This window comes from Agromyces sp. Y575, from assembly GCF_059445445.1.
Genome location: NZ_JCAIUI010000001.1, coordinates 976277 through 994191, shown reverse-complemented (window position 1 = coordinate 994191; position 17915 = coordinate 976277). Strand labels below are relative to the sequence as shown.

General features: G+C 68.3%; 22 protein-coding genes and 1 tRNA gene. 14 read left to right on the top strand and 9 right to left on the bottom strand.

What is annotated here, in order from left to right; all coding sequences use genetic code 11:
• Nucleotides 1-36: 36 nt before the first annotated feature.
• The 5 genes from AC1C2U_RS04760 to AC1C2U_RS04740 form a co-directional block, all read right to left on the bottom strand.
• Nucleotides 37-1251, bottom strand: a complete 1215-nt coding sequence (locus AC1C2U_RS04760) for an epoxide hydrolase family protein (RefSeq protein WP_495360556.1) — start codon at nt 1249-1251, stop codon at nt 37-39.
• Nucleotides 1252-1261: 10 nt separating this feature from the next.
• Nucleotides 1262-1987, bottom strand: a complete 726-nt coding sequence (locus AC1C2U_RS04755) for a helix-turn-helix domain-containing protein (RefSeq protein WP_495360555.1) — start codon at nt 1985-1987, stop codon at nt 1262-1264.
• 10 nt (nt 1988-1997) lie between these two features.
• Nucleotides 1998-2738 (bottom strand): DedA family protein, encoded by a 741-nt coding sequence (locus AC1C2U_RS04750; RefSeq protein WP_495360838.1) that lies wholly within the window; start codon nt 2736-2738, stop codon nt 1998-2000.
• Between the two features lie 178 nt (nt 2739-2916).
• On the bottom strand, nt 2917-3411 hold the full coding sequence (locus AC1C2U_RS04745) for a biliverdin-producing heme oxygenase (protein ID WP_495360554.1): 495 nt from the start codon (nt 3409-3411) through the stop codon (nt 2917-2919).
• Between the two features lie 140 nt (nt 3412-3551).
• Nucleotides 3552-4028: a MarR family transcriptional regulator gene (locus tag AC1C2U_RS04740; RefSeq protein ID WP_495360553.1), complete on the bottom strand. Its 477-nt coding sequence runs from the start codon at nt 4026-4028 to the stop codon at nt 3552-3554.
• A gap of 73 nt (nt 4029-4101) precedes the next feature.
• On the opposite strand from AC1C2U_RS04740, the gene AC1C2U_RS04735 reads away from it, so the two are divergent.
• Nucleotides 4102-5307, top strand: coding sequence for an FAD-dependent oxidoreductase (locus tag AC1C2U_RS04735; protein WP_495360552.1), 1206 nt, complete (start codon nt 4102-4104; stop codon nt 5305-5307).
• A gap of 10 nt (nt 5308-5317) precedes the next feature.
• Nucleotides 5318-6184, top strand: a complete 867-nt coding sequence (locus AC1C2U_RS04730; protein ID WP_495360551.1) for an LLM class flavin-dependent oxidoreductase — start codon at nt 5318-5320, stop codon at nt 6182-6184.
• Between the two features lie 2 nt (nt 6185-6186).
• On the opposite strand, the gene AC1C2U_RS04725 is transcribed toward AC1C2U_RS04730, so the two are convergent.
• The 3 genes from AC1C2U_RS04725 to AC1C2U_RS04715 all read right to left on the bottom strand — a co-directional run bounded on the left by AC1C2U_RS04725 (nt 6187) and on the right by AC1C2U_RS04715 (nt 7819).
• The gene (locus AC1C2U_RS04725) at nt 6187-6336 is read right to left on the bottom strand and encodes a hypothetical protein (protein ID WP_495360550.1); all 150 of its coding nucleotides are present in this window, start codon (nt 6334-6336) and stop codon (nt 6187-6189) included.
• A 107-nt stretch (nt 6337-6443) separates the two neighbouring features.
• A tRNA-Leu gene (locus AC1C2U_RS04720) sits at nt 6444-6525 on the bottom strand.
• Between the two features lie 16 nt (nt 6526-6541).
• Nucleotides 6542-7819 (bottom strand): acyltransferase family protein, encoded by a 1278-nt coding sequence (locus AC1C2U_RS04715; RefSeq protein WP_495360549.1) that lies wholly within the window; start codon nt 7817-7819, stop codon nt 6542-6544.
• Nucleotides 7820-7958: 139 nt separating this feature from the next.
• On the opposite strand from AC1C2U_RS04715, the gene AC1C2U_RS04710 reads away from it, so the two are divergent.
• From AC1C2U_RS04710 to AC1C2U_RS04670, 9 genes are all read left to right on the top strand, one after another.
• Entirely contained in the window at nt 7959-9191 is a 1233-nt protein-coding gene (locus tag AC1C2U_RS04710; RefSeq protein ID WP_495360548.1) for a TadA family conjugal transfer-associated ATPase, read from the top strand.
• Nucleotides 9188-10048, top strand: coding sequence for a type II secretion system F family protein (locus tag AC1C2U_RS04705; protein ID WP_495360547.1), 861 nt, complete (start codon nt 9188-9190; stop codon nt 10046-10048). Before AC1C2U_RS04710 ends, AC1C2U_RS04705 begins: the two co-directional genes overlap by 4 nt.
• The gene (locus AC1C2U_RS04700; RefSeq protein ID WP_495360546.1) at nt 10036-10989 is read left to right on the top strand and encodes a type II secretion system F family protein; all 954 of its coding nucleotides are present in this window, start codon (nt 10036-10038) and stop codon (nt 10987-10989) included. Before AC1C2U_RS04705 ends, AC1C2U_RS04700 begins: the two co-directional genes overlap by 13 nt.
• 75 nt (nt 10990-11064) lie before the next feature.
• Complete coding sequence (locus AC1C2U_RS04695) at nt 11065-11232, top strand: hypothetical protein (RefSeq protein WP_495360545.1); 168 nt, start codon at nt 11065-11067, stop codon at nt 11230-11232.
• Nucleotides 11229-11657, top strand: a complete 429-nt coding sequence (locus tag AC1C2U_RS04690) for a TadE/TadG family type IV pilus assembly protein (protein ID WP_495360837.1) — start codon at nt 11229-11231, stop codon at nt 11655-11657. The genes AC1C2U_RS04695 and AC1C2U_RS04690 overlap by 4 nt, the downstream gene beginning before the upstream one ends.
• Nucleotides 11632-12099, top strand: coding sequence for a TadE family protein (locus AC1C2U_RS04685; RefSeq protein ID WP_495360544.1), 468 nt, complete (start codon nt 11632-11634; stop codon nt 12097-12099). Before AC1C2U_RS04690 ends, AC1C2U_RS04685 begins: the two co-directional genes overlap by 26 nt.
• A gap of 8 nt (nt 12100-12107) precedes the next feature.
• Nucleotides 12108-12545 (top strand): pilus assembly protein TadG-related protein, encoded by a 438-nt coding sequence (locus AC1C2U_RS04680; protein WP_495360543.1) that lies wholly within the window; start codon nt 12108-12110, stop codon nt 12543-12545.
• 78 nt (nt 12546-12623) lie between these two features.
• The gene (locus AC1C2U_RS04675) at nt 12624-13022 is read left to right on the top strand and encodes a PPOX class F420-dependent oxidoreductase (protein WP_495360542.1); all 399 of its coding nucleotides are present in this window, start codon (nt 12624-12626) and stop codon (nt 13020-13022) included.
• 3 nt (nt 13023-13025) lie between these two features.
• Nucleotides 13026-13319, top strand: coding sequence for a hypothetical protein (locus AC1C2U_RS04670; RefSeq protein ID WP_495360541.1), 294 nt, complete (start codon nt 13026-13028; stop codon nt 13317-13319).
• A gap of 18 nt (nt 13320-13337) precedes the next feature.
• On the opposite strand, the gene AC1C2U_RS04665 is transcribed toward AC1C2U_RS04670, so the two are convergent.
• A complete protein-coding gene (locus AC1C2U_RS04665; protein WP_495360540.1) occupies nt 13338-14639 on the bottom strand; it encodes an MFS transporter in 1302 nt (433 codons plus the stop codon).
• A 109-nt stretch (nt 14640-14748) separates the two neighbouring features.
• On the opposite strand from AC1C2U_RS04665, the gene prfB reads away from it, so the two are divergent.
• From prfB to ftsX, 3 genes are all read left to right on the top strand, one after another.
• Nucleotides 14749-15855, top strand: coding sequence for a peptide chain release factor 2 (gene prfB / locus AC1C2U_RS04660; protein ID WP_495360539.1), 1107 nt, complete (start codon nt 14749-14751; stop codon nt 15853-15855).
• A 79-nt stretch (nt 15856-15934) separates the two neighbouring features.
• Nucleotides 15935-16990, top strand: coding sequence for a cell division ATP-binding protein FtsE (ftsE, locus tag AC1C2U_RS04655; RefSeq protein ID WP_495360538.1), 1056 nt, complete (start codon nt 15935-15937; stop codon nt 16988-16990).
• Nucleotides 16987-17898, top strand: coding sequence for a permease-like cell division protein FtsX (gene ftsX, locus AC1C2U_RS04650; RefSeq protein ID WP_495360537.1), 912 nt, complete (start codon nt 16987-16989; stop codon nt 17896-17898). Before ftsE ends, ftsX begins: the two co-directional genes overlap by 4 nt.
• The last annotated feature ends 17 nt before the right edge of the window (nt 17899-17915 follow it).

Below are 17915 nucleotides of genomic sequence, written 5' to 3'. Positions count from 1 at the left end.
GGCGGCCCCGTCGACCGGCGGCCCGTCGACCGGCGGTCAGACGGTGAGCAGTCGTGCGAAGAACGCCCGGATGTCGCCGATCAGCTCGGCCGGCACCTCCATGGCCGGGAAATGCCCGCCGGCGGCGTGCTCGTTCCAGTACTGCAGATGCCCGTCGGGGTCGAGGATCCGCCGCATGAGCGGCTCCTCGCCGAACGCCGACATGCCGACGGGGCGGTCGTGACTGCGCCCCCAGGCGACCTGGGCGTGCGCCGCCTCGTAGATCATGTTGGCGGCACCGTCGCCTGCGCGGCCGAACCACGACACCGCGACGAGCGTGAGGAGGGCATCGAGATCGACCGCGTCCTCGGGCAGGGTGCGTGCGGGATCCGTCCACTCCTGGAACTTCTCGACGATCCACGTCGCCTGCATCATCGGCGAGTCTGTGAGTCCGTACGCGATGCTGAGCGGCCGGGTCGCCTGCACCTGCAGGTAGCCGAAGTCCTCGCCGCGCGCAGCCTTCAACTGTTCGTGCCGCTCGCGCTCCTCATCCGTGAGGTGGCTCGTCGACGGCGTGTACTGCGTCGCGATGGCCCCCGGATCGGTTGCGATGATCGATCCGAGCACGCGTTCACCCGCGTCGAGGCAGAGCTGATCGCTCACTCCGGCACCGACGTCCTCGCCGAACACGCCGTATCGCTCGTAACCGAGCGCCATCATGATGCGGTCGAAGGCCGATGCGGTGCGTGCGATGTCCCAGCCATGGCCGGTGAGCGGCGTCGAGAACCCGAACCCCGGCATCGACGGGGCGACCACGTGGAAGGCCGGCCCTGCGACATCCGTGCCGTTCAGACCGGCCAGTTCGGCCGCGATGCCCGCGAACTCGGCGAACGATGTCGGGTAGCCGTGACACAGCAGGAGCGGCACCGCATCGGGGTGTGGCGAGCGCACGTGCAGGCCGTGGATCGGCTGACCGTCGACCTCGACGCGGAACTGCGGCAGCTCGTTCAGGCGCGCCTCTGCGGCCCGCCAGTCGAAGTCGTCGCGCCAGTAGCGTGCGAGCCGGCGTGCGTACGGCACCGGGGTGCCGCGTCGCCAGTCGTCGGAGAGCGTGGCCGGATATCGGGTGCGTTCGAGCCGATCCCGCAATTCGGCGAGATCCGTCTCGGGAATCGCGATCGTGTACGGCAAGACATCCATGGCGGCTCCGTTCGGTCGGTACCAGCCGAGTGAAGCGGATGCCGCGGCGCACGTCTTGAACCGGAGCGACACGCCGCGGTGGTCAGACCGGTTCGCTGCGCCCGCGCGACTGCGCCGGTGTGTACCCCGTGAGGCGCTTCACATCGCGGCTGAGATGCGGCTGGTCGGCGTACCCGAGGGCGTAGGCGACGTCGGCGATCGCCGCGCCGGCCTGCAGCCGGGCGACCGCCTCGCGGGCTCGCGTGATCTGTCGTACGTGTCTCGGGCTGAACCCGGTGGCCTTCGCGAAATGGCGCTGCACGGATCGGGCGGACACCCGTGACGGGACTCCGCGAAGTGCGGCCTCGACGACGCGGTCGTGGGCGAGCAGGCCATGGTCGGCGAAGCCGTCGACGAGGTCGTCGACGGCGGCGTAGTCGGGGAACGGCCACGCGATGCCCGCGAATTCGAAGACCGTCGGCTCCGGCATCCGGAGCACGATCGTGCGGTCGCACATCTCGCACGCGGGCACGTGCGTGAAGTAGCTGCCCTGCACGAACCGCACGCCGACGTTCCGCCCGCCCGCGTGGTACGGCACTGAGGTCGGTTGCGATGACGGGCCGCTCAAGAGGGTTCGCGGGCCATCGGCGAGACGCGAGAAGATCATGTCCCAGCACGCATCGGCGGCGGCGAGATAGACGCCGTCACTTGTATCGAGCGTCTGCCAGATGACGTCGACGAAGGTGGAGCGTGAGGCTTTCTCCTCGTAGAGGAAGCTCATGCGGCCGAGTGTAGCCCCGTCGGCGGTGTGCCGCCGAGTCTCTGCCATGCGCCGGTGTCTACCGCTCTTCGGGGCCGCGCTCGAAGACCTCGGGGTCGAGCACGAGCTGCTCCGCCTCGTCGTGGTCGGTCACGACATCGGCGCCGGCCGCAGCGGCCTTTTTCGCCTTGCGCGCGGAGGCGAAGTAATGCCAGAGCGTGGGGATGAGGGTGAGCACAACTGCGCCGATGAGGATGACGTCGATGTACTCCTGCACGAAGAGGGAGAGCGGTTCGATGTAACCGACGAGGAAGCCGAAGTAGGTGAGCCCGGCGCCCCAGATGAGCGCGCCGATGAGGTTGTACAGCGAGTACTTCTTGTAGTTCATGTGCCCGACGCCCGCGGCGACGGGCGCGAACGTGCGTACGATCGGCACGAAACGGGCGAGGATGATCGCGAGCGCGCCGAAGCGCTCGAAGAACGCGTTCGTGCGTTCGACGTTCCTCACGCTGAACAGGCCGGATTCCTTGCGTTCGAATATGCTCGGACCGAACTTGTGGCCGATGAGATAGCCGACCTCGCCGCCGAGGAACGCGGCGATGCTGATCGCGAGGCAGACCCACCAGATGTCGACGCCGAAGACGAGCGAGGTGTGCGTGAGCAGGCCCGAGATCACGAGCAGCGTGTCGCCCGGCAACAGGAACCCGAAGAGCAGACCGGTCTCGGCGAACACGATCGCGCAGACCACGACGAGTGCCCATGGGCCGGCGCCGGAGATTATCGTCTCGGGGTCGAGCCACGGGATGAGCGCGGTATGGATCACGGGGAGGGATCTCCTGTCGTCGTCGGGCACAGCGCAGCGTTGACGATGGTGGCGTTCTCAGCAGGCGGCGTGGTTTCGTTGCAGTCTACCGAGGGCGGATGCGGGCGACATCCGACTGGAGGATGACCCGGCGAGGCGGCCGTAGCTCCCGGGTAGGGGCGGCGTGTAGGCCCGGTCAGCCGGCGAGCGCCTCGAAGATTGCGCCATTGAGCCGGAATGACTCGCGAACCTCGGCGATCAGCTCGTCGACCTGCTCGGGCGAGAGAGCGAGGTAGTGTCGCGCGACGAGCCGTGCGATGGCCTGGCCACCCGAGAGATCGCCGAGGTAGCGGGTGTAGTGGTGGGCGAGGAAGCGCACGTCGTCGTCGGCGATGGCGCGGAGATGGGCGGCGTACTCGGCTGTTGCAGGCAGCGGCGGATGCGTGGTGCGCCAGTCGGCGGCGCCGAGTGCGGCGAGGTCGGTCTCGATCGCGGCGAGACGTGCGAGCGCGGGGTCGAAGACCGCGGGGTCACCGTCGCGACTACCGCGCTCCTCGAGTGCTTGGTACACCCAGCCGAACTGTGCGAGATAGCGCGTGTACTCCGCAAGCGAGAGTTCGCCGCCCATGAGTTGCAAGATGTATCCGCGTGATTCGGCGGCACGGTGGTCATCGGCGGATGCCGCGCGCACGAGTGCAGCGACGTCGATGAGTTCGGTGCCGGGGGCGTGGCGCAGTCGGGGGAGCGATCGGCATGACGACCCTTCCTGGGAGGTGAGTTAGGTAAGGGTTACCTCACAAGCCTACGGGGCGAACGGCTCGGTGGGAAGCTTCAGCGACCGCGGAGCAACTCGATCTCCTCGCGATTCACCTCGGCCGCGCGCGCGAAGAGGTCGTTCGCGAAAGCGAGCTGTTCGTCGCTCAGGGTGTCGAGGTACGCGTTCCAGCGGGCCCCGACGCGGCCGTAGACCTCCCCGAATCGCGTGTAGATCGCGACGGGGTTCGCGGTGACGATGACGCGGCGCCGGTCGTTCGGATCGCGGTCGCGCGTGACGAAGCCCTCGCCCTCGAGTCGGTCGATCGCGGTCGTGATGGCGCCGCCGGCGGTGAGTCCGGCGCGATCGGCCAGCTCGCCGGGGGTCGCCGGACCCTCGCTGATCAGCAGGCTCGCGCACTGCAGGTCGGTGCCGTTCAGACCGCCCCATTTCGCGACGGCGTCTTGGAAGAGCACGGCGCGGGCCATGAATTCGCGCATCACTTCGCCGGCGCGCTCCATCTCTCGCGCCCGTGTTGACGCCTGTGCCATCATCGCGTATTCTCTCTACTATCGAGAGGCTCGGAAATCGAGACTCTCGCATCACAGTCTACTGAAGGAGCATCCCATGCCACGCGCGCTCATCATCGGAGGCGGCGTCGCGGGCCCCGCCACTGCCCTCTTCCTGCAGCGTGCGGGGTGGGAGATCGAGATCTTCGAGGCCACCGCCGAGCCCGACGCGTACGCGGGGCTCTTCCTGAACGTCGCAACCAACGGGCTCGCCGTCCTCGACGAGCTCGGCCTGCGCGATCAGCTCGTGGCCGAGGGGCATCCCTCGCCCCAGATGGTCATGTGGTCGAGCACGGGTCGAGAGCTCGGCACCGTGCCGAACGGCCCCGCCCGCGAACCCGAACGGGGAAGCGTGGTGGTGCGCCGCGGTATCCTGCACCGTGTGCTGCGCGAGGCCGCACAGGCAGCCGGCATCGCCTTCACCTTCGGTGCGCGGCTCGAACGCATCGAACAGACGGATGCCTCGGTGCGGGCGATCTTCGCCGACGGCCGCACCGTGACGGGCGACGTGCTCATCGGAGCCGACGGCGTCGGCTCGCCCACCCGTCGTCACATCGACTCGGATGCCCCGGCACCCCTGTATTCAGGACTCGTCGGTCTCGGCGGCTTCGCCCAGGTGCCCGGTCTCGCGCCCACGCCGAGCGCACAGCACATGGTGTTCGGGCGCCGCTCGTTCTTCGGGTACCTCGTGCGCGACGACGGCGAGGTCTACTGGTTCGCGAACGTCACCCGAGCCGATGTCGATCGGGCCGAGCTGCGATCCGTGACGGGCGAGGAATGGCTCGCCCAGCTGCGCGACCTGCACGCCGACGACCCCGCTCCCGTGCCGCAGATCCTCGAGCACGTGAACGGCGAGCTGCGCGGCTACCCGATCGACGATCTCGCGCACGTGCCGCACTGGAGTCGAGGGCGCGTCGTCGCCGTCGGCGACGCGGTGCACGCCATCTCGCCGAGCGCCGGCCAGGGGGCATCCCTCGCCCTCGAAGACGCGATCACGCTCGCACGCTGCCTGCGCGATGCGCCCGACCGTGCGGCGGCGTTCACCGAATACCAACGGCTGCGGCAGCCCCGCGCCGAGGCCGTCGTCGGGTACGCGCGGGCGATCAACAAGCAGAAGCGCGTCACGAAGTCGCGGCTCGGCATCGCCATGCGCGATGCAATGCTGCCGATGTTCCTGAAGAAGGCCCGCGATGACACCCGCAACGACTGGCTCTACAACCACGAGATCGCGTGGAGCGAACCAGTTGTCGGAGGTCGGCTGTAGCGTCGCCCGCATGAAGCACGGGTTCATCTTCACCGGTACCGATCCGAACCTCGCGGTCGAGCTCGCGCCGCTCGCTGAAGCGGCCGGCTGGCACGGCTTCTTCGTGTGGGAGGGCATCTGGGCCACCGACCCCTGGGCCACGCTCGCGGCAGCGGCGATGGTTACCGAGCGCATCCGCCTCGGCACGATGCTCACGCCGGTGCCACGCCGCCGCCCGTGGGAGCTCGCCGGGCAGACCATGACCGTCGACCGGCTCTCGGGCGGCCGCGTCATCCTCTCAGCCGGGCTCGGCGTTTCCGAGGCCGAGCCCCGATTCTGGATCTTCGAAGACGACCCCGGCCGCAAGCATCGCGCCGAACTGCTCGACGAGTCGCTCGAGCTCATGCAGCAGCTGTGGCGCGCCGAGCCGTTCGAATACGAGGGGCAGCACTATCGGGCCGCGCGCACCGATTCGATGCTGCCGCCGGCGATCGTGCAACAGCCCCGCATTCCGACGTGGGTCGTCGGGCTCTGGCCGCGCATGAAGTCGATGCGCCGTGTCGCGGCGTACGACGGGTGGATTCCGAATTACGCACCGCCTGGGGCGTCGCCCGCGAGCCCCGAAGAGCAGGCGCGGCTCTTCACTCCCGAGATCGCGGCCGAAGCGATCGCGTGGATACATGCTGAGCGTGAAGCGCTGGGTCTCGCAGATCAGCCGTTCGACGTGATCCAAGAAGGCACGACGAGCGGCACCGATGCCGCGGCCGACGCTGCCATCGTGCAGCAGTGGGCCGACGCGGGCGCCACCTGGTGGCTCGAGTCCGATTGGTCGGTGCCGGCCGAGCGCATCGAAGCGTACGCTCGCGAGCGCATCGCCGCCGGGCCGCCGAGAGGCTGAGCTCAGTCGGAGGGTTCGTCCTTCGCGATCTCATTGCCGTCGGCGTCGTACTCGATCCAGTCGTCGTCGATCTCTGGCGACTGTTGCTGCGGGCGATTGGGATCGCGGTCGAGACCGAGCGGCTCTTCAAGGGGATCGACGAAATCAGTCATGGCCAGCTTCCTCTCGTCTGACGCCGTCGGAATGACGGCCCTGAGACGAACGTAGCGCGACAACGCGAGCTGCGACATCCGTGTTTGCCGGCTCGCACGATCGATCGTGCGGAAGGTGGGACTCGAACCCACACGCCCGAAGGCACAGGAACCTAAATCCTGCGTGTCTACCGATTTCACCACTCCCGCGAAGTGCCCGATCAGTCTAGGCGTGTAGCGGGCGCCGCCCTCGGAGCAACCACACTGCCGTAGCGAGTGACGCGGCGCCCGCGAGGGCGATGGGGAGGTCGAGGAAGAACTCCATGACGGCGAACGCCGGGAGGAAGGCGAGCGCGGCTGCAGTCCACGTCGCCGCGGCATCGGGACGCCGGAGGCCGTCTGGGATGGCCGTCGACGCCGTCTCGAATCGGGCGAGCGGCACGGTGATGAGCAACGCGATCGCCAGCACGATGACGAGCACGATCGGCCGCGTCGCCCACCAGGCGTCGCTGCCGGGAACCGGCGAGAGCGATGGAAGCAGCAAGGCGACGCCCGACACCGCGATGATCACCGGCAGATGCCAGAGGTAGACCGTCATGGCGCGAGCGCCCACGAGGAACACCGCCTTCTGCATCGACGATCGCCGCATCAGGGCCGCGAGAGGGCGGTGGAACACCGCGAGGAGGCACACCTGGGCGATGCCGAGCAGCGCGAGCGGCAACGTCGGCGGGTTGAGGTTTGCGAGCATATCGGGGGAGTACAGCCCGAGGGCCACGAGCGCACCGATCATTGCGTACGCGATCACGACGACGCCGAGGAGAGAGGTAAGGCGCTGCGCCCGGAACCAGCCATCGGCGTACCAGAACCCGAGTTGCTGCACGAAGAACCACACGAAGACGAGGTTCACGAGGCCGATCGCGGTGACGCCGATCGTGATGCGGACGGCATCGATCACGACGGCGCCGATGAAGAGAATCAGCATGGTGCGTGTGGGTGCGATGGTGTGCAGCCGAAGCATCGTCGGAGCGAACGCCTGCGCGAGCAGGAACGCCGCGATGAACCAGAGCGGGGTACCGACGCCCGTCGCCACAGTGTCGAGCAGTGCCGGGTCGCCGCCGGCGACCGTCGCAGCTCCGAGGGCGACCGAGAAGAAGATGAAGAGCGGCAGAGCGGGTCGGGCGAGACGCAGCACGCGACCGCGGACGAAGTCGACCTGGTCGCCCCCGCGCTTCTCGAGGCTGCGCCAAGCGGTCAGCGCTGTGAAGCCGCCGAGCGCGAAGAAGAGCGGCATGATCTGCCCCACCCATGTCGCGCCCGCGAACCACGGCTGCGCCTCGAGCGGGCGCGAGGCGATGATCGCCCCGTCAGGGCCGAATCCGACGCCGATCATGAGCAAGTGGATCACCACGACGAACAGCACGCACGCGACGCGGGCGAGATCGACGACCAGGTCGCGCTTGGCGAGCGCGGCGCGGGCGACGTCGGAATCGAGGGCGATGCTCATGGGTTCTCCATTCGGGTGTGTCGATCATAGTGAGCGGGGCGTCGGCTGCGATGACGGCGCGGGCAGCCTTGTGGGAGCGAAGTCCGCGCCTGTGGATAACTTCGGGTCGGGGCATCCGCTGCACCGCATGATGGATGCCATGACCGATCCCGTGCGCACCATCGCCGACCGGGTGCGCACACGGGTGCTCCGCGACGGGGTCGATCTCACGCGCGATGAGTCGGCGGCCGCGCGCTACGCGCATGAAGAGGTACGGCGCTACAGCGAGCGCGCACTCGCCGGCGCGCATGCCCAGCTCGGCGACGAGCACGGCATCGCTCGCGACGTGGTCGCCTCGATCACCGGTTACGGTCAGCTGCAGCCCTACTTCGATGACCCCGAGGTCGAAGAGATCTGGATCAATGCGCCCACCAAGGTGTTCGTAGCCCGCCACGGCGTGTCAGAGCTGACGACCGTCGTGCTCTCGGATCGCGAGGTGCGAGAGCTCGTCGAACGGATGCTGCAGCACTCGGGTCGCCGCGTCGACCTCTCGTCGCCCTTCGTCGATGCCTCGCTGCCCGACGGCTCGCGGCTGCACGTCGCCATCCCAGATGTCGCGCGGGCGCACTGGGCCGTGAACATCCGAAAGTTCCAGCGCCGCATCCGCTCGCTCACGCAGCTCATCGAGCTCGGCTCCCTCACGCCGCACGCCTCCGAGTTCCTGCGCATGAGTGTGCTCGCCGGCACCAACATCCTCGTATCGGGTGCGACGCACACGGGCAAGACCACCATGCTCAACGCACTCATGTCCGGAGCGCGCGCGAGTGACCGGGTCGTCACCGTTGAAGAGACGTTCGAGCTCGATCTCGATGTGCGTGACCTCGTGGCGTTGCAATGCCGTCAACCGAGTCTCGAGGGCACTGGTGAGATCACGCTGCGCCGGCTCATCAAAGAGGCGCTGCGCATGCGGCCCGACCGGCTCATCGTCGGCGAAGTGCGTGAAGCCGAGAGTCTCGACCTGCTCATCGCGTTGAACTCGGGTCTGCCTGGCATGTGCACGATCCACGCCAACTCCGCGCGCGACGCGCTCGCGAAGCTCTGCACGCTGCCTCTGCTCGCGGGGCGCAACATCGACTCCTCGTTCGTCGTGCCGACCGTCGCAAGCTGCATCGACCTCGTCGTGCATCTCGCGATCGATCGTGACGGTCATCGTCGGGTCTCCGAGATCACCGCACCGACCGGCGGATGCACCGGGGCGTCCGTCGACGCCGACGCGGTCTTCGTCTCGCGCAATGGCGAGCTCGTCGCTACAGGCGCGACGCCGGCGCGACTCGAGAAGTACCGTGCCACGGGGCTGGACCCCGGCATCGTGCTCCCGGCGGCCCACCGATGAGCCTCGTGCTCGGGGCGCTGCTGGGCCTCGGTGTGCTGCTGGCCTTCTCCCCGCTCATGTGGCCGGCCAAGGGTGCGCGTGCCGAGGGCCGTGCCGGGAGCGGACGGGTCCGCGACCAGCTCGCCCTCGCCGGGCTCGGCGGGGTGCCGGTCGCCGTCATCGTGGTCGTCGTCGCCGTGCTTGCGATCGTGTGCGGCGCGGTCGCACAGGCGGTCTTCATGGTGCCCGTGCTCACCGTGGTTGCGACGGTGCTGGGCGCGGCCATCGTCCCGCTGCTCGTGCGTGCGCGGGCCGCACGCCGGCGGGCGACCAATCGCGCGGTATGGCCCGATGTCGTCGACCACCTCGTTGCATCGGTGCGAGCCGGCATGTCGTTGCCCGACAGCCTCGGCGCTCTCGCCGACCTCGGTCCGGCACCGACCCGCCCGGCGTTCGCCGCCTTCGACGACGAATACCGGCGCACGGGCAACTTCGGTGCGTGCCTCGACCGTCTGAAGGATTCGCTGGCCGACCCCGTCGCCGACCGCATCTTCGAGACCCTCCGCATGGCCCGTGAGGTCGGCGGCAGTGACGTCACGGCGGTGCTCCGAGGCCTCGCAGGCTATCTCCGCGAAGACGCGGCGCTTCGCGGCGAAGTCGTCGCCAGGCAGTCCTGGATCCGCAACGCGGCCCGCCTCGGCGTCGCAGCGCCCTGGCTGCTGCTGCTCGTTCTCGCTTCGCGACCCGAGACGATCGTCGCCTACGACTCCGCCGCCGGCACCGCCCTGATCATCGCCGGAGTGGTCGTGACCATCGTGGCCTACCAGGCGATGGTCGCCCTCGGCAGACTGCCCGAGGAGCGCCGATGGTTCCACTGAACGGTGTCTCGGCGCTCGGACTCGTCTTCGGCGCAGTGCTCGGCCTCGGACTCTGGCTCGTCGTCTCGGCTGTGCCGCGTGTGGGCCGCCCCAGGCTGGTCGATCGTGTCGCTCCGTACGTCGCCGACATCTCAGCCGAGGCGCGGGCATTGCTCGCGAGACGTCCGGCCGACCCGACGCCGGTGCTGGGATTCCTCATCGGCCCTGCTGCCCGCGCGCTCCGAACGCTCGTCTCGGAGTGGCTCGGCGGTGCCGACACGATCGCGCGACGCCTCAGACAAGCAGGGTCGACTGCGACGGTCGAACGGTTCAGAGGTGAGCAATTGGCGTGGAGTGCCGGGGCGTTCGCCATGGCCTCCGCGCTCGCCCTCCTCTCACCCGCGTTCGGATCGCTCCCCGCGGTCGTTCGCATCGCCACACCGTTCCTCGCGGCGGCGCTCGGTGCGGTCGCACGCGATTGGGTGCTGCAGCGCGCTGCCCGACGGCGCCTCGCCCGAATCTCGGCCGAACTGCCGACAGTGCTCGAGTTCCTGACGCTCAGTCTCACCGCCGGCGAAGGCATGTTCGATGCGATCCGTCGTCTCGCGAGCGTCGGCTCTCGCTCGGGTGAACTGCCGCGAGAGTTCGCCGGAGTCGTTGCAGCGGTCGGCACAGGGGTTCCGCTCGGTCAGGCGCTCGCGCAGCTTCGGGACGATCTGGAGCATCCGGCTCTCTCCCGTGCCCTCGACCAGGTGCTGGGCGCGCTCGATCGCGGCGCCCCGCTCGCGGCCGTGCTTCGTTCGCAAGCCGGTGATGCCCGTGAGGAGGCCAAACGCACGATCATCGAGCTCGCCGGCCGCAAAGAGGTCGCGATGCTCGTGCCTCTCATCTTCCTGATCCTGCCCGTCACGGTCGCGTACGCGCTGTTCCCGGGCTACCTCGTGCTGCAGACGGGATTCTGATGAACCGCAGCACCGATGAGGACGACCGTTCAACCCCGTGCACCGAAGTCAGGTGCACCGACGAAAGGAAACCCAATGCGCAGATGGATCGAGCAACGGATCCGCGACGAACGAGGCGACGTACCCGGCTGGGTGCTCATCACGCTCATGACGGCTGGACTGGTCATCGTCATCTGGGGGCTCGCCGGTCCGGCCCTGTCCGGCGTCTTCGACCAGGCGATCAACCGCGTGCTCGGGGTCTGAGCAGCCGGGCGCTTCCTGCACGGCTCCGGGAGTCCGCGCAGCGACTTGCGAGGCAGGAGCGGGGCTCAGCGGTCGCCGAGTTCACTCTCGTGGGCATCCTGCTCACGGTGCTCGCGCTCGCCGTGGTGCAGCTGGCGTTGGCCCTTCACGTGCGAAACACCGTGCTCGATGCCGCAGCCGAGGGAGCCAGATACGCCGCGCTCGCCGGCTCGAGCGAAGGCGCAGGCATCGCCCGCACGCGCGAACTCATCGCCGCTGCCGTATCGACCGACTATGCGAAGGACATCGAGGCGGGCATCACCACTGTGGGCGGCGTTCCCATCGTGTCGGTGACAGTTCGTGCCCCGCTGCCCGTCGTGGGGTTGCTCGGCGTCGACCGTGCGCTGGAGGTGACGGGGCATGCTGCGCTCGAAGTTCTCGAATGAGTCGGGATCGGCCTCGCTCGAGTTCCTCACGGTCGGCATCATCCTGCTCGTGCCGCTCGTCTACCTCGTGCTCGCCGTCGCGGCGATTCAGGGCGGTGCGCTCGCAGTCGAGGGCGCGGCCAGGCAGGCGGCGCGGGTCGCCGTGCAAGCGATCGATGCAGGGGCAGCGGATGCCGCGGTCGAACGTGCCGTGCGAGTGACGCTCGACGACTATGGGGTCGATGCCGACGCGGCATCCGTTACCGTCTCGTGCTCGCCCTCCGGCGACTGCCTCGCTCCGGGCGAGCGAGTCCGAGTGTCCGTCACGGCCACCGTGGCGCTGCCCCTCGTGCCCGACTTCCTCTCGCTCGACCGGGCCACGAGCGTGCCTCTCGAGGCGAGCGCCACCCAGACCGTGTCGCGCTTCGCGGCGACCACGACAACAGGCGGCACCCGCCCATGATTCGGTGTGTGCGAGCGTGTCTCGATCGCGACGAGCACGGCTCGACCCTGTTGCTCACGATCTTCTACTGCTTCCTCGGCCTCTCGCTCGTGCTCGTCGTCGTCTCGGCGACCTCGCTCTACCTCGAGCGAAAACGGCTGTTCACCCTCGCCGACGGCGCCGCGCTCGCCGCAGCCGAGGCGTGGAGCCTCGACACTGTGCAGGTCGATGGCGACCACCTCTCGCTCAGCCTCGACGATGCAGAGGTGCAGCAGGTCGCCGGTGAATATCTCGGAGACGCGGTGCACGGCCTGCACGACGTCGAACTCGTGCGCGCGGCATCCGACGACGGGCAGAGCGCGACGATCACGATGCGGGCCGTCTGGTATGCGCCCATCCACACCGAGCTCGTGCCGTTGTCGGTGCCGATCGAGGTGACGGCGACGGCCCGTTCCGTGTTCCATTGATGGCTCGTCGTCTCATTGACGGTTCGTTCCGTTGACGGCGCGTTCCGCTGACAGCTCATCGTGCGATTGACTGGGAACATGACCCTTGAGATATCAGACCACTTCACCCGCATCCTCACCGCACCGGTGTTCGCCCACCTCGGCACCGTGCGCCCCAACGGCGAAGTGCAGGTCAACCCGATGTGGTTCGAGTTCGACGCCGAGACGCAGACGATCCGGTTCACGCACACGACGAAGCGCGCGAAGTTCCGCAACCTGCAGGCGAACCCCCGCATGACCCTCGAGATGACCGACCCCGAGAACCCGCAGAAGTACGTCGAGCTGCGCGGCACACTCGCCGAGGTCATCCCCGACCCGGAAGGCGCCTTCTACGTTCACCTCGGCCAGCGTTACGGCAACGCCGACCAGCAGGCCCCGGCCGACAAGGCCGACCGGGTCATCCTCGTGATGCAGATCGAGAAGGTCAACGGACGCTGACCCATGAGCGACGGCAACTCGGGTCGAGGCCCGGCAGCACGAGCTGACGGGCGAGGATACGCGTGGACGGCGATCGTCGCGGTCGTGATCGTCGCGGTCGCACTCTTCACGCCCGCGATCGCCTCGCTGCCCCTCTCGGGGCTCGCCGTCGTGCTCGGGTTGCGTGCGCGGCGTGAAGTGAAGAACGATCCGACACTCGTCGCCGGATGGCTCTGGATCGGCGCCGTCGCCGTCGGAGGCTTCGTGTTCGTCTCGCAGCTCATTCTCGTCGTGCTGTCGCTCGCGACGACTGGCTGAAGCCCGCCGAACGCGGCATCAGCGCCGTCGCCGGTGCGGCACGTAGCGGGGAATCCAGCGCCAGAGCACCGCGGCGCCGATGAGGCCGAGCGCTCCGACCACGACGTTCGCGGCCATGATCGACACGAGCGAGGTCACGGCAGCGATCATGAGCGGCGCCCCGGCCCCGCCGGTGTCGCCGATCATTCGGAACGCGCCGAGGAACGGCGCGGGGTTCTGCTTCGGTGCGAGGTCGGCGCCGAGGGTCATGATGATGCCGCTCGTGACACCGTTCGCGAGGCCGAGCCAGATGGCGATGACCGTGAACCAGAGGGCGGCATCGGGCAGGTCGTGCGTGAACGCGAGCGCGATGTGGCCGACGGCCATGCCGAGCAAGCCGGGGATCGCGCTCCAGAGCCTGCCGAAACGGTCCATGATCTGGCCGCTCACGTAGAACAGCGCGAAGTCGATCGTGCCCGAGATGCCGATCACGAGCGCAGCCTGCTCGGCAGGCATGCCGATCGAGACCGACCAGAGGGGGAGCACGACCGTGCGGCTCGCGCGGAGCGCCGAGAGCAGACCCACTCCCGTGCCGATGCGGGCGAGTACTGCGCTGTTCTCGCGGATCGCGCGGAACACGCTCGACGACGACTCGGCCGCGGCCTCGGCCTCACCGGCCGTGCGCGGCTCACCGGAAGCATCCGTCGCGGTATCGGGAAGTTCAGCAGCGGATGCCGCGCGGGCGAGCCTCGCCACACCGAAGACCCGCTCGGGGTCGGGCAACAGCACGAGCACGCCGATCACCGCGAAGCACGCTGCGACGAGCACCCAGAAGACGGTCTCGCTCGAGCCCGTCGCCGCGATGATCGCGGCCGCGACGAACGGTCCGACCGCCCAGCCCGCGCGGAACACGCCGCCGAGCGTCGAGAGAGCTCGCGCGCGGATGCGCACCGGCACGTAGCTCGTGAGGAACGCGTGCCGGGCGAGCCCGAACACCGCGGTCGCGAGACCCAGCAGGAACACGCCGATGCCGAGCGCCGCGACGGTCGGGGAGACGAGCGCGATGAGCACCCCGATGACGGCGAGCAGTGCGGCGCCGATCATCGCGTTGCGCTCGCCGATGCGCGCCACGAGCCAGCCGGCGGGCAGGTCACCGGCGAGCTCGCCGACCATCAGCATCGCCGCGATGAGGCCCGCGAGCGCGAGTGGGGCGCCACGTTCGGTCGCCACGAGCGGGATGATCGGGATCATCGCCCCCTCGCCGAGCGAGAAGACGAGCGTCGGCAGGTAGACCGGGAGGATGATCGAGCGCCATGAGAATCGGGACGCTGAATCGGACATCGATTCGACGCTACACCCGCACCGCCACCGCCCGGAGCCGTCACGCACGAGCAGGCGAGCGGATGCTCCATCAGTCATGGGAAGGGCGACTCGCGTAGGCTGGGAGGCCATGTTGGATCTTGACCTCACACAGGAGATCGCCGCGCTGCGATCCACATTCCGCGACATCCGTTCCGTCGTCGACGTCGACGGCCTCCAGTCGGAGATCGAGCGGCTCTCAGAGCAGGCCGGCGCTCCCGACCTCTGGGATGACACCGAGAACGCCCAGAAGGTGACGAGTGCGCTCAGCCACCGTCAGACCGAGCTCGCCCGGGTGAAGAGCATCGACTCGCGGCTCGACGACCTCGAGGTGCTCATCGAGCTCGCCAACGAGATGGGCGACGAAGAGAGCGCCGCAGAGGCGCGTGCCGAACTCGAGTCGCTGCAGAAGGCCATCGGCGACCTCGAGGTGCAGACCCTGCTCGACGGCGAATGGGACGATCGCCCTGCGGTCATCACCATCCGTGCCGGTGCCGGCGGCGTCGATGCCGCCGACTTCGCCGAGATGCTCATGCGCATGTACCTGCGATGGGCCGAGCAGCACGGCTACAAGGCCACCGTCATGGACACGAGCTACGCCGAAGAGGCGGGCATCAAGTCGGCGACGTTCGAGATCGACGCGCCCTACGCGTTCGGCACACTGAGTGTCGAGGCAGGCACGCACCGCCTCGTGCGCATGAGCCCGTTCGGTGCGGCAGGCAAGCGTCAGACGAGCTTCGCCGCGGTCGAGGTCATCCCGCTCATGGAAGAGGCGCAGTCGGTCGAGATCCCCGAGAACGACATCCGCGTCGACGTGTTCCGCTCGAGCGGCCCCGGTGGCCAGTCGGTCAACACGACCGACTCCGCCGTACGCATCACGCACCTGCCGACCGGCACGGTCGTGTCGATGCAGAACGAGAAGTCGCAGATTCAGAACCGTGCAGCCGCTATGCGGGTGCTGCAGTCGCGACTGCTGCTGCTGCAGAAGGAGCAGGAGGCCGCGCAGAAGAAGGAACTCGCCGGCGTCATCACCGCGAGCTGGGGCGACCAGATGCGTTCGTACGTGCTCGCGCCGTACCAGATGGTCAAAGACCTGCGCACCGACTACGAGGTCGGCAACCCGAGCCACGTCTTCGACGGCGACCTCGACGGCTTCATCGCGGCCGGCATCAAGTGGCGCAAGCGCCCCGCCGAGTAGGGGCAGGGGCGGTCCCTGAGCCTGTCGATGGGCGAGTCGTTGCGCCGATTCACCCCGTCCCTGCTTAGGCTCGATGGCGATGATCCGCTTCGATTCCGTCACCAAGACCTACCCCGGCCAGGCGAGGCCCGCCCTGAACGACATCGGGGTTGAGATCCTCCGCGGTGAGTTCGTTTTCCTCGTCGGCGCTTCAGGCTCCGGCAAGTCGAGTTTCCTCCGGCTGATCCTGAAAGAGGAGAAGCCGTCGAAGGGTGCGATCCATGTGCTCGGGCAAGACCTGGGCTCGATCTCGAGTCGCAAGGTGCCCTACTTCCGGCGCGATCTTGGCGTCGTCTTCCAGGACTTCCGGCTGCTGGCGAACAAGTCGGTCTATGAGAACGTGGCGTTCACCCTGCGGGTCATCGGCAAGTCGCGCGGCTTCGTGCAGTCGGCTGTGCCCGAGACGCTGAAGCTCGTCGGCCTCGACGGCAAGGGCAAGCGCATGCCCCACGAGCTCTCGGGCGGTGAGCAGCAGCGGGTCGCCATCGCTCGCGCCATCGTGAACAACCCGCAGATCCTGTTGGCCGACGAGCCGACCGGAAACCTCGACCCCGTGACGAGCGCCGGCATCATGACCTTGCTCGAGCGCATCAACTCGAGTGGCACGACCGTCGTCATGGCCACGCACGAGGCCGGCATCGTCGACCAGATGCAGCGCCGGGTGATCGAGCTCTCGGCCGGGGACATCGTGCGCGACGAGCGCAGCTCCGGCTACGGTGCTGCGCTTCGCGAGTCCCGCACGCATGCAGACAACGGCGCCGGCACCGGCAGCGGCACCGGCCCCCAGCCGACCGGAGAACCGATCACGAGTGCGGCGCCGAAGGTCACGACCGAGGTCATGCGTGAAGCCCAGCCGCTCTACGTCGAGCCCGAAGAGCGCGACGAGGTGACGGATGCCGCGGCGGCGATCACCGCCGCAGCGACGGCTGCCGTGCCCGTGGCCGGCGACGGGCAGGGCCAGGGCGACGCGTCGAAGACGAAGAAACCCGGGAGCGCAGCATCCCAACATTTGACCCTCGCCGAACGGCTTGGACTGCGCGCTCCGGGAGGCCCCCGGGAAGGCGACGACGACCAAGAAGTGGGGCCGACGAAATGAGGATCGGTCTCGTGCTCTCCGAGGCGGCGAACGGCCTTCGCCGGAATGCCTCGATGGTGGTCTCCGTCGTGCTCGTCACGTTCATCTCACTGACCTTCGTCGGCACCGCGGCGTTGCTGCAGCTGCAGATCGGCCAGATGAAGAACTACTGGTACGACCGAGCCCAGGTCGCCGTCTATCTCTGCACGGGCGTGTCGACCACAGCCGGCTGCACCGACGGTGAAGCGACTGAAGAGCAGAAGGCCGCGATCGAGGAGCAACTGGGCTCTGACACGCTGAAGCCCTTCATCGACGAGTTCTACTTCGAGGACCACGAGCAGGCGTTCGCGAACTTCCAGGAGCAGTTCGAGGGCACCCCCGCGGCCGACTACGTGACGCCCGAGGTGCTGAACGAGACGTTCTGGGTGAACCTCGTCGATCCATCGCAGGCAGCCGTGCTCGTCGAGAGTCTTGCGGGCATGGCCGGCGTCGAGGGGGTGGTCGACCAGCGCCGGTATCTCGATCAGATCTTCGACGTCTTGAACTCCGCGAGCTATACGGCGATCGCGATCGCGGCGATCATGCTCGTCGCCGCCGCCCTGCTCATCGCCACGACTATCAGACTCTCGGCGTTCTCGCGCCGGCGAGAGCTCGGCATCATGCGGCTGGTGGGTGCGTCGAATCGGTTCATCCAGACCCCGTTCATACTCGAGGGCGTGTTCGCGGGGCTCATCGGCTCCGTGCTCGCGGGCGGGGCGGTGGTCGCGATCGTGCACTTCTTCGTGCAGGGCTACCTCGCCGACAACCTGTCGTTCACCTTCGTCGACCTCGGCGATGCGCTCATCGTGGTGCCGTTGCTCATCCTCGTGGGGGTGCTGCTCGCTGCCGCGTCGGCGGGCATCGCGATCACGAGGTATCTGAAGGTCTAGTTCGCAGCTTCCCGAGT